This window comes from Pseudomonas sp., from assembly GCF_035554175.1.
Taxonomy (GTDB): domain Bacteria; phylum Pseudomonadota; class Gammaproteobacteria; order Pseudomonadales; family Pseudomonadaceae; genus Aquipseudomonas.
Genome location: NZ_DATMIV010000048.1, coordinates 71,784 through 85,340, shown reverse-complemented (window position 1 = coordinate 85,340; position 13,557 = coordinate 71,784). Strand labels below are relative to the sequence as shown.

Annotated in this window: 15 protein-coding genes and 1 tRNA gene; 5 read left to right on the top strand and 11 right to left on the bottom strand. The window is 58.3% G+C overall.

Annotation, left to right across the window (positions count from 1 at the left end):
- The first annotated feature begins 111 nt into the window (after window positions 1-111).
- A tRNA-Gly gene (locus VNV36_RS21060) sits at window positions 112-185 on the top strand.
- Between the two features lie 146 nt (window positions 186-331).
- Here VNV36_RS21060 and VNV36_RS21055 read toward each other — a convergent pair.
- Together VNV36_RS21055 and VNV36_RS21050 are read right to left on the bottom strand one after the other, a co-directional pair.
- Complete coding sequence (locus VNV36_RS21055) at window positions 332-1,615, bottom strand: type II toxin-antitoxin system HipA family toxin (RefSeq protein ID WP_325720159.1); 1,284 nt, start codon at window positions 1,613-1,615, stop codon at window positions 332-334.
- A complete protein-coding gene (locus VNV36_RS21050; protein ID WP_325720289.1) occupies window positions 1,615-1,911 on the bottom strand; it encodes a helix-turn-helix domain-containing protein in 297 nt (98 codons plus the stop codon). The genes VNV36_RS21055 and VNV36_RS21050 overlap by 1 nt, the downstream gene beginning before the upstream one ends.
- A 210-nt stretch (window positions 1,912-2,121) precedes the next feature.
- Here VNV36_RS21050 and VNV36_RS21045 point away from each other — a divergent pair, with 210 nt between their 5' ends.
- On the top strand, window positions 2,122-2,424 hold the full coding sequence (locus tag VNV36_RS21045) for a type II toxin-antitoxin system HigB family toxin (RefSeq protein WP_323621116.1): 303 nt from the start codon (window positions 2,122-2,124) through the stop codon (window positions 2,422-2,424).
- On the top strand, window positions 2,424-2,780 hold the full coding sequence (locus tag VNV36_RS21040) for a helix-turn-helix domain-containing protein (protein WP_252887440.1): 357 nt from the start codon (window positions 2,424-2,426) through the stop codon (window positions 2,778-2,780). Before VNV36_RS21045 ends, VNV36_RS21040 begins: the two co-directional genes overlap by 1 nt.
- Window positions 2,781-2,845: 65 nt before the next feature.
- On the opposite strand, the gene VNV36_RS21035 is transcribed toward VNV36_RS21040, so the two are convergent.
- Both VNV36_RS21035 and tam read right to left on the bottom strand, forming a co-directional pair.
- A complete protein-coding gene (locus tag VNV36_RS21035; protein ID WP_325720152.1) occupies window positions 2,846-3,133 on the bottom strand; it encodes a DUF6124 family protein in 288 nt (95 codons plus the stop codon).
- A gap of 612 nt (window positions 3,134-3,745) precedes the next feature.
- Complete coding sequence (gene tam, locus VNV36_RS21030; protein ID WP_325720150.1) at window positions 3,746-4,516, bottom strand: trans-aconitate 2-methyltransferase; 771 nt, start codon at window positions 4,514-4,516, stop codon at window positions 3,746-3,748.
- A gap of 172 nt (window positions 4,517-4,688) precedes the next feature.
- On the opposite strand from tam, the gene VNV36_RS21025 reads away from it, so the two are divergent.
- A complete protein-coding gene (locus tag VNV36_RS21025; protein WP_016771301.1) occupies window positions 4,689-5,099 on the top strand; it encodes a low affinity iron permease family protein in 411 nt (136 codons plus the stop codon).
- A gap of 217 nt (window positions 5,100-5,316) precedes the next feature.
- Here the strand turns inward: VNV36_RS21025 and VNV36_RS21020 are convergent, their stop codons facing one another.
- The 7 genes from VNV36_RS21020 to VNV36_RS20990 all read right to left on the bottom strand — a co-directional run bounded on the left by VNV36_RS21020 (window position 5,317) and on the right by VNV36_RS20990 (window position 12,775).
- A complete protein-coding gene (locus VNV36_RS21020) occupies window positions 5,317-5,820 on the bottom strand; it encodes a DUF4142 domain-containing protein (RefSeq protein ID WP_252874029.1) in 504 nt (167 codons plus the stop codon).
- 146 nt (window positions 5,821-5,966) lie between these two features.
- Complete coding sequence (gene fos / locus VNV36_RS21015; RefSeq protein ID WP_325720145.1) at window positions 5,967-6,377, bottom strand: fosfomycin resistance glutathione transferase; 411 nt, start codon at window positions 6,375-6,377, stop codon at window positions 5,967-5,969.
- A 175-nt stretch (window positions 6,378-6,552) separates the two neighbouring features.
- Window positions 6,553-7,884, bottom strand: a complete 1,332-nt coding sequence (locus tag VNV36_RS21010; RefSeq protein WP_016771305.1) for an MFS transporter — start codon at window positions 7,882-7,884, stop codon at window positions 6,553-6,555.
- Between the two features lie 206 nt (window positions 7,885-8,090).
- Window positions 8,091-9,017 carry a hydroxymethylglutaryl-CoA lyase gene (locus tag VNV36_RS21005; protein ID WP_325720142.1) on the bottom strand — a complete coding sequence of 309 codons (927 nt, stop codon included), beginning with the start codon at window positions 9,015-9,017 and terminating at the stop codon, window positions 8,091-8,093.
- Window positions 9,014-10,207 carry a CaiB/BaiF CoA transferase family protein gene (locus tag VNV36_RS21000; RefSeq protein ID WP_325720140.1) on the bottom strand — a complete coding sequence of 398 codons (1,194 nt, stop codon included), beginning with the start codon at window positions 10,205-10,207 and terminating at the stop codon, window positions 9,014-9,016. The genes VNV36_RS21005 and VNV36_RS21000 overlap by 4 nt, the downstream gene beginning before the upstream one ends.
- 240 nt (window positions 10,208-10,447) lie before the next feature.
- Window positions 10,448-11,353: a LysR family transcriptional regulator gene (locus VNV36_RS20995; RefSeq protein ID WP_325720137.1), complete on the bottom strand. Its 906-nt coding sequence runs from the start codon at window positions 11,351-11,353 to the stop codon at window positions 10,448-10,450.
- A gap of 63 nt (window positions 11,354-11,416) precedes the next feature.
- Window positions 11,417-12,775 carry an NHL repeat-containing protein gene (locus tag VNV36_RS20990; RefSeq protein WP_325720135.1) on the bottom strand — a complete coding sequence of 453 codons (1,359 nt, stop codon included), beginning with the start codon at window positions 12,773-12,775 and terminating at the stop codon, window positions 11,417-11,419.
- A 171-nt stretch (window positions 12,776-12,946) separates the two neighbouring features.
- On the opposite strand from VNV36_RS20990, the gene VNV36_RS20985 reads away from it, so the two are divergent.
- On the top strand, window positions 12,947-13,552 hold the full coding sequence (locus VNV36_RS20985) for a hypothetical protein (RefSeq protein ID WP_325720133.1): 606 nt from the start codon (window positions 12,947-12,949) through the stop codon (window positions 13,550-13,552).
- The last annotated feature ends 5 nt before the right edge of the window (window positions 13,553-13,557 follow it).

Below are 13,557 nucleotides of genomic sequence, written 5' to 3'. Positions count from 1 at the left end.
ACCTGCGTAGTACTTGCTCGCGATTGACCATTTTGTATGTGCCCAAGCCATCGCGTAGAAAAGAAAACTTCAAATCCGTTGCCGAGTCTGGTACAAAGTCAGCCGCTTTGAGCGGGTATAGTTTAGTGGTAGAACGAAAGCTTCCCAAGCTTTAGATGAGGGTTCGATTCCCTCTACCCGCTCCACCGAATATTGATCTCGCGTTGTGGTGTCTGACGGGGGATGCAGGAATAAAAAACCGGCCTTGATGGCCGGTTTTTTTGTGCGTGGGACTTCACGCGTATTCGCGGCAAAGACTTTCGTGGAAAGTGTGAGCCCGTACCTCTTGGGTTTACTTCTCGAAATCCTGATGCAGCTTCGCCAGTACGTTAAAGATCGGTTCCCCGGCTTTGTGCGGGACATTCAGTCGAGTGAATACCTTCCTCCAGTCGGCGAGCGCAGCGAGAGTCTGCTCGATGTATTCCTCGGCCTTGAGGTATTTGTAATCCCTGCAGATCTCCATGATCCGCTTGCGCGTAGGCTTGCCGGGAGTGCGGCCACCGAAGTCAGTGGTGTGCTCGCCCATGGCATTTGCGAACGTCAGGTCGTAAGCCGGAGACAGCGTCCAGGTTTCCTTCTCGCCTTTTTTTTCAGGATCGTGGCAAAGAAAGGCAAAGTTTTTCGCATGGTCGTCATGGTTGTGAGACAGCGCATTGAAGATCATCAACCTGGCCATTTTTTCCACTTCGACTGAGCTTTTGGTCAACACTTGGGTGAGCTTCAGCAGGTTCGGGTAGTCGATGGATGACAATGCGCGGTAGTCCGCGTACATGAGCGCCGAGACGGTCATCATGTGAATCTTGCGCTCGCCATCGCGGTCGAAGCGCTTTGTTGCGAAGAAACGTTCAACCTCGCCGCCAGGCATCTGCACATCCAGAATATCCGATTCAGCCATGGTCACTCCGGCGGCGCGAGCCATCTCGGCATAGGCGAGTTCGATGCCGCCAGTTTCAATCGGTTCGTACAATGCCCTGAACTTGACGATCCAGTGGGCATAGCCCTCGGGCAGGGCATCGAAGGCTGAGATTGCGTGTTTTTTATCGGCAGACAACGCCAAAATTGCCTTCGGTCGTGCGCCCCCCGGTGAGCCACCGGCCAGTCGCAATTTGGTAAGCACCGTCGGGGTCTCACCCTCTTGAACTTCAATGGAAGCTTCGTAGAGTTGGCAAATATTCACAGCGCCTGTGAGCTCTGTTTTTTCCGCTTTCGGCTGATATTCAAACGCGCCCATACTGCGATCGCCCATATAAGCAAGGCGATCAAGCGCTGTGACGGTGAGGTGGGTACCGTCACCGAAGGTGCTGTCGAAATATCGATTCATCAGCAGCATGCCCCAGCCGTCAGGCAGTGAATCGGCAAACGGCCCGTGTAGCCCTTTGAAGAGGCTGGTGTTTCTGGCCAGCTGTGGCTTCTCGTCCCAAGCCATTGTCAGCGGCGAAAGATTGTAGCCAGTGGCAAGCCAACGCTGATCGTAAGCGAAGTAAATCCCTCGGCCCACGGCTTTGACCAGCTCGCCAACCTTGGCCCCGTCTTTCAGAACATACAGCGCTTCTGTGTGTTTGAAAGGCTTGATCATCAGCGCATCCCCCGCTTGCGCCTGGCATTTTTCAGCTCATCCAACGAGCTCGGCTGCTCTGGTTTGAACAATTTGGTCACAGCGTCGAGTTCATCGAGCGCAGTGGCTATCAGGATCAAAGCCTCCAACGTCACGAGCCCGGTCGCTTCGAATCGCTTGATGGTGGATTCGGAAACCCCCGCCTTCTGTGCGAGCGTCTTGCGGGAAAGGTTTTTGGAGAGACGTAGGATTTTGGCGTTTTCTCCGACACCTCTAGCAATCTCAGCCGGCGAGTGAAGCAAATGCATGAATGACATGGCAAACCCTTCAAGGCTTAATTGGTCTTTATGGAGCCATTGTAGATCGTTATGCTGGATTACGGATCGTTTATGAACCATTGCAAGAAAACTCATATGACCCATACATGCTTTGCAATTCAATGTTGAAACGCCCGTTCACAAAGCACATTCAAGATTGCCCCTCCACTCAGTAACGACTAGTATCTCCCATATCGGGAGGAGGCATGGATGCGGATAATTGCAAGAGCGACGCTAAGACAATTTTGGGAAAGCACACCAGCTCATGCTGATGCTCAGACACCTCTCGTTGAATGGTACCGCCATATGGATAAGGCGATTTATCGAACTCCGCAAGAGGTTAAAGCTGAGCTGCGAACGGCTAGTGTCCTCAAGGGAGCCAGGGTGGTATTCAATATCGGCGGGAATAAATATCGAGTGATTCTGGCGATCGACTACCAACGGCAACTTGGTTTTATCCGCTTCGTTGGGACCCACGCTCAATACGACCAGATCAACGCGGAGACCGTTTAATGAACATCAAACCCATTCGTAGCCCGGAAGACCTGAGCGCAGCATTGCTGCGCATGGAACAGCTGTGGGGTGCAGAAATCGACTCGCCAGAGGGCGATGAGTTGGAAATTCTCGCTCTGCTGATTGAAAAGTATGAGGAGCAGCATTTTCCGATGCCGCCCTCTGATCCCATTGAAGCCATCAAATTTCGTATGGATCAGCAAGGCTTGACGCCGCGGGATCTCGAGCCCTTTATTGGCACCAGTGGCCGTGTTTCGGAAGTATTGAACCGCAAGCGCAAGCTGAGTCTGGCAATGATCAAACGTCTGCACGATGGCTTGCGTATTCCTTATGAATGCCTGCTCGCCAGTGTCTGAAGAAAACTATCGCATGCAAAACCGGTCGCAACGACCGGTTTTTTTTGCCCGGAAATCAGCGCCGGCTAACCCACCGGCACCACATTATCCAAAACCTGATTTACCGCCAGCTCGCCCAGCATGACGCTGGCCGAGCCGAGGGATTCGCTGGCGTTGACCAATAGCGACTCGGTGTCGGTGCCTGGATTAACCATGAACATGCTGCTGGCCTGGTACGGCGGTGAGCTGGTTTTTGGTGGGATGAGATAGTGGTCGAGGGCGCGTTCGGCGGCTTCGTGGAGTTTTTTCGAATCGAGGGACTCGTAAGGAGAGGTCGGATCGGTTTCCGCCGGATTTGGCGTTACTTTGAACATTGAAAAGGTACCTTAGTAGAGCCGCTACCTATCGCTACTAAACGAAAGGGTGGCGGCTGTGCGCAAGTTAGTAGACCGGACACCTTTCCAAATCCGGCGCACCCGAGGGCGCCATGCGCACAGCCACCATCAGGTGCAAGCGTTCGCCTGACTGAATGGTACTCGTGCATCGATTACGGAAAAGCGTAGCCGGGCTACTAAACCCGATCACTGGAAATCAGTGACGCGAACCAAGTTACCGACCACCCTCCAGGCGCACAAGCCGGCGGATTCTGGCGCACGGGTAGGCAGCGGCGCAAGGATTTGTAGGCATCGGGACGTAACGTGATTCGACTTTAAACAGCTATGGCGCAACCCGTGTAAAAACTCAGAAAACCGCGAGACCTTTCCGACGAATTCAGCATGAACGAGTTGATAGGAGGCCGCGACGATGGCGCAACTGGCGCTGATTCAAGATCACGAGAGGTCGATATTGGTGGCGGTGTAGCGATGATCGGGTTTGCATGCTCAAAGTGGCCCCTCTCCCGAGGGAGAGGGGACCGACCGGGTTGCTTTCAAGAGATGCGCCGACCTGAGATACCGTGGCGAACTCAAGACACTTGGAGGCGTAACTCAGCGAGTCGCAACCATAAAAAGCCGTGGAAACGGCAACAGCACCGAGCCGTCGGCTAATGCAGGATAAGCCTGGGCAACCGCTGCCAGATACTGCTGCAGATACTGCGCCCGCTCCTCCTCGGTCAACGGGCTCAGGAACGGAATCAACCCGCTGCCCTTGAACCACTCCACCACCCCTGCCGCCCCGCCCGGCAATTGATGATGATAAGTCGTGCGCCACACATCAATCCGCGTGCAGTGCGGGCGCAGTATCGAGAAATACTCGCTGGCACTGGCCATCTCCGTGCGGTGTCCGGCAGCGCCTGCGAGCTTGCTCGCCCATGGGCCATTGGCGGCAACCTCGCGCATCAAGCGGTGGGACGGTTCATTGAGATTGTCCGGCATTTGAATTGCCAGGCTGCCACTTGCAGCGAGCTTGCCCACCAGTGCTGGCAGCAACGAAGCGTGATCAGGCACCCATTGCAGCACGGCGTTGGCGAAGATCACATCGAACGGGCCTTCGTCTGTCCACTCGCCGATCTCGGCCACCTCGAACTGCACGTCGGGCAAGCGCTCGCGCGCGGCGGCGATCATGTCCGCCGAACTGTCGAGGCCACTGACCCGGGCCTCGGGAAAACGCTGCACCAGCAACTCGGTGGAGTTGCCCGGTCCGCAACCGATATCCATCACCGCCCGTGCCTGCGCCGTGGGTATTGCCGCCAACAGATCGCGGGCCGGGCGGGTGCGTTCATCTTCAAAAGCGACGTATTGCTGAGCAGACCAACTCATTGCGTTCTCCTGTCGAGGCATTCTGGCAACTGGGAAAAACAGCTGCCGCTACGATACAGCGATCCACTCGGCGTGCCTTCCCTACCAAAGTCCTGCGCTAGACTTTGTAAACAGAATTTTCAGCGCCACGCCGATGTCTGAGTTTCAAGTTCCCAAAACAAGGACTGCCACTATGAAATTCGCAAAAATTGCCCAGAAACTTGCCCTGTGGGCCGGTAGCCCGAAGACGTTCATGGGGGCGTTGATTCTGATCGGGTTGTGGGGTTTGAGCGGGCCGATTTTTGGTTACAACGATACGTGGCAGCTGATCATCAATACCTCGACGACGATCATCACATTCCTGATGGTGTTCCTGATTCAGAACACGCAGAACCGCGATACTGACATCCTGCATTTGAAACTCGATGAACTGCTGCGGGTGAACAAGGAAGCGCAAAACGCGATGCTCGGGCTGGAGGCGCTGGATTTGAAGCAGCTTGAAGCGCTGCGCCGGCACTACCGCGCACTCGGTGAGAATCAGGTGTTTGATCTTGAGGGTTTGGGTGACAAGAGCAAGCCGAAGCAGGATTTGAACGAGTGCTGAGCAATCCCCGCTGTAAACACACCCTGTGGGAGCGAGCCTGCTCGCGAATGCGCTGTGTCAGCCAATCATGTGTCGCTGGAATTCCGTCTTCGCGAGCAGGCTCGCTCCCACACAGGACGCGTCGCATTTCAGCTGACGGCCGTAAAAAACCTTCGACAGTGCCTGCATCAAGCAGGCCCTGGGAAGGTTTCGATGATGCATGGATCAGCTAGCTAATTTAGCGACTGGCCTGCAACGCCCGAGCTTTCTCCAGATGGCTTTGCAGTTTCGGCAACGTCTCATCGGCAAACGCTTTGATTTCCGGCACGTCGGTAGTCTGTGCCTGCTGTTCGATCTGGGTGATGGCCTCTTCGGTGGCTTTGACCTGACTCGCGGCGTAGGCCTGATCGAAGGTTGCGCCGTCCTTCACTTGCGGCATCAGCTCTTTCGCCTTGTCGGCAAGTTCTTCGCGGGGCGCAACCGGCAGGTCGAGTTTCTTGGCGATTTTTGCCAGGTGCTGGTTCGCCGTGGTGCGGTCATTGATGACAACGATGGTGTAATCCTTGACCTCTTTGGATTCGGTCTTGCCGTGGGCCAGACGGCTGGCTTCGATGTCAGCCATGCCTTTGGCGGAGGCATCGTTGATGAATTCGGCAGGCGACTGGGCGAACGCAGTGCTGGCGCACAGACCCAGCAGGGTTGCAAAACTGACGTTACGTAAACGGGTGGCCATCCGGCTCATGGTCGCGCCCTCCTTCGTTGAAAATTCAAGCGGGCAATGTTTCACCCGCTGCTCAAAATAATCGCGGCGGACACGCGTCCGCCTCAGTTAGGAATGCTTTGACGGTCAAAGGTTTAGAAAAATCGGCCCAAGCGCGACGAACGGCGCTACCTTTGAAAACGCATGCCGGGGTACGGTTTCCGCCGACACGCCGCCAGCCGCGATTGCAAATCGCCGACATGGACTTCCAGCTTGTGCCCATCGGGATCGAGAAAGTAGAACGACGCTCCCTCGCTGCGGTTGTCTCGCCACTCCGCCACCTGAGCCGATTTCAGAGTTTCAACCAGCGAAGTGAAGTCTGCCGCGCTCACGCTGAAAGCGTAATGGGTATAGTCCGCGCCCGGCTCACCCTTGCGCTGCGGATCTTCTGACAGACACAACCACAATCCGGGCAATGACAAATAGGCACCGTTATCCCACGTCGCTTCGACGCGCAATTGCAGCACATCGCGATAGAACGCAAGGCTACGCTGCAGGTCGCGGACGGCGAGGGTCAGGTGGTTAAGGCCGGTAAGCATCGAGTCAATAACCTCTGAGGTCTTGCGGAACGATGTGACAGCTGCCGGGTCATTCTGAGGGTTCATCAGCGCTTATTAACAGGCCTTCGCGAGCAGGCTCGCTCCCACAGCAAAGCGCATTCCAAATGTGGGAGCGAGCCGACTGGCGAAGGCGTCATCACAGACGCCGCCAATCTCAATACTTGTCGAGCGTTCGCAACTTCTGCGGCAAGCCCCACAGCAGCAACGCCGCCGCAATCAGCGCCGCGACGCCAATCACGTAAAGCGCCGGGGTGGTGCTGCCGGTGAGGTCCTTGATGCGCCCGACCATGACCGGGCTGACGATCCCGCCGAACTGCCCCAGCGTATTGATCACCGCAATCCCACCCGCTGCGCCGGCGCCCGCTCCCGCAAGCAATTTCGGCGGCAGTGTCCAGAAGCTCGGAATCGAAGCGATGATGCCCGCCCCCAGCAGTCCCAGCGCGACGATCAGGAAGGTCGTGTGGCTGGCGAAAATCCCCGCGCTGAAGAAGCCGATCGCGCCGACGATCACCAACCCCGCAACAAACTTGCGCCGTTCACCGGTGGCGTCGGACAAGCGGCCGATCACCACCATGCTGATCGCGCCGCAGATGTAGGGAATGGCCGTCAGCAGACCGATCATCACCGGGCTCTCGGTGCCGGCGCTGCGGATCAGTTGCGGCGCCCAGAAATTCAGGCCGTAGGACGCGACCTGAATCAGGAAGTAGATCAAACCCAAGGTCAGGAAACCGGGAATTTTCAGTGCCGCGAGCAACGAGCCGCCGCTCTTGTGTGGCTCGTGATGAGCGATGCGGCTGGAGAGTAATTTCTTCTCGTCGGCAGTCAGCCAGTGTGCATCCTCGATGCGGTCTTTGAGCTGCGTGAGCACGAGAAAACCGAGCGCGATACACGGCACGCCACCGAGCAGGAACAACCAGTGCCAGCCGCGCATCTGCAACACGCCATCGAGGTGTTGCAGCACCAGCCCGGAGAACGGCGCGCCAACCAGTCCGGCGAACGCCGAGGCGAGAAACAGCATCGACGTGATGCGGCCACGAAAGTGCTGCGGAAACCACAGTGTCAGGTAATACAGCACGCCCGGCGCGAACCCGGCTTCCATCGCGCCAATCACGAAACGCAGGGCGTAAAACTGCCATTCGCTGTTGACGAAGACCATCGCTGCCGTCGCCACGCCCCACGACATCATGATCCGCGCGATCCAGCGCCGCGCGCCGACCTTGTACAGCATCATGTTGCTCGGCACTTCGAACAGCACGTAACCGACCACGAACAGCCCGGCGCCGAGACCGTATGCGGTGTCGCTCAGGCTCAGATCGGTCTGCAACTGAAACTTGGCGAAGCTGATGTTGATGCGGTCGAAAAAGGCGAAGAGGTAGCAGACCATGATCAGCGGCATCAGGCGCCAGGCAACTTTGCTGACCAGGGCTTTTTCGGCGTCGTGATCGACGGACGGATTCACGCCCGCCTCCATTACATTGAGGCTCATAAGTTTTTCTCCAGGCGGACTGCCGATGGGCGTCCGATTGTTTTTGTTGTCTGGTTGTGACGCTCACTGTGGAGCGTTTTTCTGTGGGAGCGAGCCTGCTCGCGAAGGCGGTGTGTCATTCAGCATTGACATCGACTGATCCGACGCATTCGCGAGCAGGCTCGCTCCCACAAGGGTTTTGTATCTCCCACAAGGGTTTTGCGCGTTCAGGCAGGGATTGGATGCAGGTCGCAGTTGCGTCCGGCCTTGGCCAATTGGCCGGGGACTTCGTGGCCTAACAGTGCCGGCAAGCCGCGCGCGAGTTTCAGCAGCAGCGGCAAGTCGATCCCAGTGGGAATGCCGACTTCCTCGCACAGGTTCACCAGGTCTTCAGTGCAAATATTGCCCGACGCACCCGGCGCAAACGGGCAGCCACCGAGGCCGCCGAGCGCTGCATCGAAGCGCCGTGCACCGGCCTCGTAGGCCGCCAGCACATTGCACAGGCCAAGACCACGGGTGTTGTGGAAATGCAGGGTCAGGTCAGCCGGCGAAACCCGCTGCAAAACGCGCCGCACCAAACGATCCACCTGTCGCGGATTGGCCATGCCGGTGGTGTCGGCAAGGCTGATGCCCTGAATGCCGAGCTCCTGATAGGCGTCGACGATTTGCAGCACGCGGTCCTCATCAATCCTGCCTTCGAACGGGCATCCAAACGTGGTGGCGATGCTGCCATTGAGGCGCACACCCGATCCGCTGACGAATGCAACGATGTCAGCGAACGCTGCCAGCGAGTCCTCGCAGCGCATGCGCATATTGGCGAGGTTGTGGGTCTGGCTGGCGGACATCACCAGATTCAACTCATCGGCACTCGCTGCCAATGCCCGCTGCGCACCTTTGAGGTTGGGAATCAACGCCACGTAAATGACCCCCGGTTGACGCTGGATGCCGTTGAACACCTGCTCGCCGTCACGCAGGGCCGCAATGGCTTTGGGCGAGACGAACGAACCGGCTTCGATGCGGCTGAATCCGGCCAGGGACAGTTGATCGATCAAAGCGATCTTGTCTACGGTTTCCACCCAGGTCGGTTCGATCTGCAAGCCGTCACGCGGCGAGACTTCCTGGACGATCAGGGTTTGTGAATAGTCAGTGATCACTGCACCACCCCTTGGCCTTTCAGGCGTTCGATGTCGAGTTCATTCAGACCCAGCCCGGCCAGAATAGCGTCGGTGTGCTGGCCCAGTTTCGGCCCGGACCACTTCACCCCGCCGGGGGTCTCCGAGAGTTTGGGGACGATCCCGGGCATCGTCACCGTCGCGCCGCCGGGCAACTCGGCATTGAGCAGCATGTCCCGCGCCTGATAGTGCGGATCGGCGACGATGTCAGCCACTGAATAAATGCGCCCGGCCGGCACTTCAGCGGCTTCGAGGGCGGCCAGTACGTCGTCGATCGGCAGGCTGCTGGTCCAGTGGGTGATGGCCGCATCGAGCAATCCGCTCTGCGCCGCGCGGCCGTCGTTGTGGGCGAATTCCTCAGCGTCGGCCAGGTCAGCACGGCCGATGGTATGCATCAGGCGCTTGTAAATCGGATCGCTGTTGCCGGCGATCACCACGTAGGCGCCGTCGGCGGTGAGGTAAGTATTGGAGGGTGCGATACCCGGCAACGCGCCGCCGCTGCGTTCGCGGACATGCCCGAGCATGTCGTATTCCGGGACCAGACTTTCCATGACGTTGAACACACTTTCGGCCAGCGACACATCGACGATCTGCCCACTGCCCTGCCCGGTCTTGACCCGCAACAGCGACATCAACGCGCCGATCACCGCGTGCAACGCGGCCAACGAATCGCCGAGGCTGACGCCGACTCGCGCCGGTGGCGAATCGGGATTGCCGGTGGTGTAGCGAATGCCGCCCATGGCCTCGCCAATCGCGCCGAAACCGGGACGGTCGCGGTACGGGCCGGTCTGGCCGTAGCCGGAAATACGTACAAGAGTCAGGTTCGGATTCAGGGCATGCAGCACGTCCCAGCCCAGACCGAGTTTTTCCAGCGCACCGGGGCGCAGGTTTTCGATGATCACGTCGGCGTCGCCGGCCAGTTGCTTGACCAGTTCGATGCCTTCAGCGGATTTGAGATTGAGCGCCAGGGATTTCTTGTTGCGCGATTGCAGGTACCACCACAGCGACGTGCCTTCGTGCAGCTTGCGCCATTTGCGCAACGGGTCGCCGTGGCCCATGGCTTCGATCTTGATCACCTCGGCGCCAAACTCGGCAAGCATGCGCGCGGCAAACGGCGCGGCGATCAGGGTGCCGATCTCGATCACTTTGATCGCACTCAAAGGGGCAGTCATCGCGGGGTCCCTCTTGTTCTTGGAATAGGCGGCCAAGGCTAGAGGAACGGTGACTGGCTAATCCAACCGTCTTTCGGCAATGGCCGTTCGCGAAATGCGAATGCTCCAGAGTTCTATGGTGGATTCAACGCCGCCTTCGCGAGCAGGCTCGCTCCCACAGGGGTTGGTGGCGGCTACAAGTTTTGCATCCATTGTGGGAGCGAGCCTGCTCGCGAAGAGGCCAGCAGCCGCGATCGGGATCTACCGCCTACGCAAATGCTCAAACAGCATCCGGCTCACCGGCGACAATCCCGCTTCATCGCGCACCACCACAATCAGCGCGCGATCCGACCAGGGATCGGTCAGCGGCACCGCCTGCAACCCCAGCGCCTGACCGAACAACTCATAGGCACGCTGCGGCAGAATGCCGATGCCCATGTTCGCCTGCACCATCCGGCACACCGCATCGAATCCCGGCACATGAATGCGGATGCGCAGGACTTTGCCGGCCTGTCGCGCCGCCGCATGGGTGCGCATGTTGATCGAACTGGCCGCGTGCAAGCCGACGTAGTCACTGTCGAGGGTTTCATCGAAGGCCAGCGATTCGCGCATAGCCAAGTGATGCTCCGGCAGCATCACCACCACCAGTTTGTCCTGCCGGTACAAGACGCTGTGCAGACCCTTGGTGTCGCTGTCCTCAGAGCAGATGCCGAGGTCCGCGACGCCGTCGAGCACACCCTGAATCACCCCGGCGCTGGGCCGTTCTTCGAGGTCGGTCTTGACCTGCGGATGTCGCCCCGAAAAGTCACGCAAGTCTTCGGGCAGGAACTGAATGATCGCTGAAAGATTGGCCAGCATGCGCACATAGCCGCGCACACCGTGGCTGTGCTCACCCAACTCCAGCCCCATCTTTTCTACGTTGAAGAGCATTTGCCGTGCGTGGTGCAGCAGGGTTTCGCCGGCCGGGGTGAGAACCATACCTTTGGCCTGACGCACGAACAGTGCGATGCCCAGCGCCTCCTCCAATTCCATCAGACGCTTGCTCGCCGCCGACACCGCAATGGCTTCGCGCGCAGCGGCACGGGTCAGCGTGCCCTCTTCGTGGACGGCGACAAACAGTTGCAGAGTGATCAGGTCGAGGCGGCGGATCAGGCTTTTTTGCAGCATGTTGGGCTCGAAGACAGGGGTTCATCCGAGTCCGCAGGATAGCCCGGTTTTACCTGCGCCTGCTCAATGGCCGATGCTTTCACGGCGTTTCGTGGCAGGGGCGGTCAGCAAGCGGACCAGCTGCGCGCTGTCGTCGTTAGGCCCCATAAGCAGGATCGAAGAGCCTTGCGCGCAGGCGGCGCTGGCGGGCCACGATATATCCTTCGCGCCTTCGACATCGAATGAATCATCCACCGCGCCATCGGCCAGAAAGCCCGCCGTCAATAGGCCTCGGGTGCTGCCCGAGGTCTGTCCGACTGCAACGATCCGCTTGCCGTCGATGTCATCCAGCGCGAAACCCGCTTTCCATTGCCTGAGATCCAGTGTCCGTGTCGCTGGGGTGATCACAGGATTCTTGCCATTGAACGTTTCATCCATCGCACCGGTGTAAGTGATACCGCTGATGAACGCATGTTGCAGTTTCTCGCCTTCCGTTGACTCCACCGCCGAACCGAGCAGCAGTACGCGCTGTGCCGTTTGCTCAACGATGTCCATTACGCTGCTTTCCAGCGGCTTGCCATCACGCTGAATGTTCAGCAGCAATATCCCCTTGTCGCCGAATGCTTCGGCGACTTTGCCGCTGTGATCGAACGCCATGACCAACCCCTGGTTGGTTATTTCTGTTTTGCCATGCAGCAGAATCCGCCCATCGCCGAGCTGGACGATTCCGAGCAACGAAATGGCCACTCCTGGCAGTGTCAGGGGCAGCCAGCCATTGGCGGCGAACGTCAAATCGTCCGAGCCATCGAGATGCAACCGCGTCAGCAAGCCACTGCCCTTCTGCGAGGTCACGAACAGCAGCCTGTCCGGCTGCGCACTCTGCGGACCGGATTTCGCCAGCAGCAGTCGGCCATGCGTGGCACCGAACAGTGAAGGAATACGCATGGGCACAATCCGGTAGCCGTTCCTTTCGCCGCCGAACTCGATGTCCGGCGAGCCGTCGGGCAAAAAGCGGGCGATGACTTGTTGGTACTCGATGAGCTTGTCTTTGGTAAGGCCAATCACACCGCACATCCAGATCCGTCCGAGCGCATCAATCATCAACTGTCCGCCTTGCGACAGCGGTCCTGTGCCGAATTGGCCGCAGAGATATCCGCCCTCGCCAAAAGCCGGATCCGGAGTTCCGTCGGCATCCAGACGCGCGAGGCCGTAGTACGAATGGCCCGATTGCTCGACGGTTGCGCTGACGATGATCTGCCCTGACGGGGTGATCGCCACGCCTCGGCCAATGGTCTTGCCTGCTCCGGGAAATTTCAGCGTTCGCTGGCCAAAGAGAACATCCAGATCCCCGGCTGACTGCGCGTTCAGTGATGTTGCTGTGGTGGATTTCGACATGTTCGCATTCTCTTCAAGAGATCGACCCGATCCCCATTTACGGAGCATTCGACCCGAAGAAGTCGTTGCGGACAACTGACATAAATGACAGTTTTTAAGAAGAAAACGAAATTACTCATCAATCAAAAAAGCCTGAATAACTGGTAGTTCTTACAGGTTCGAAGTCAGGCACGTCATGCCAACCTCAGCATTTCAGATCAGCCGTAGACGAGAACAACGATGAGCACTCGCGACGAGCACATTTCACAACCTGTACCGGCCCCGACCATCACCTATCCTGCGCAGGGCAGCACGACCGGGCCTGCAACACTGTTGCTCGGCAGCGGCATACCCAATGCGCTTGTCCAGGTCTGGAACATTGAAAACACCCATTCGCTCGGCGCAGGAAGGGTCAGCGCAAAAGGACGTTGGGCATTCAGCATCAGCGGCGCTCAGCCTCAAGGCCCGCACAGGATTCACGCCCACCAGACGTATGAGAGCACCACGTCGCAATGGAGCGACAAGCGCGAATATGAGGTGCGACTGCGGCCCGACATCGACGTCCCGCTCGTTCGGGAACCGGTAGAGGGAGCACAGGTAGAGGCGCCTCCGCTGTTTTCGGGAGATGTCACACGGCCCGAAGGTTTCGTCAGTATTTTCGATCTGGAGACCGGCCTTGAGATTGCCCGCGCAGAGGTCGACAGCGACCGACAATGGAAAACCCCGGCTGCGCCACTCTTGCCGGTCGGGCAGTACCGGATATCCGCTGTCCACAACATTGCCGGCGAAACTTCAGATTGGGGCCGGGTGCGGACATTTACCGTCGCGGCACAAACAGGCGATTAACTGCT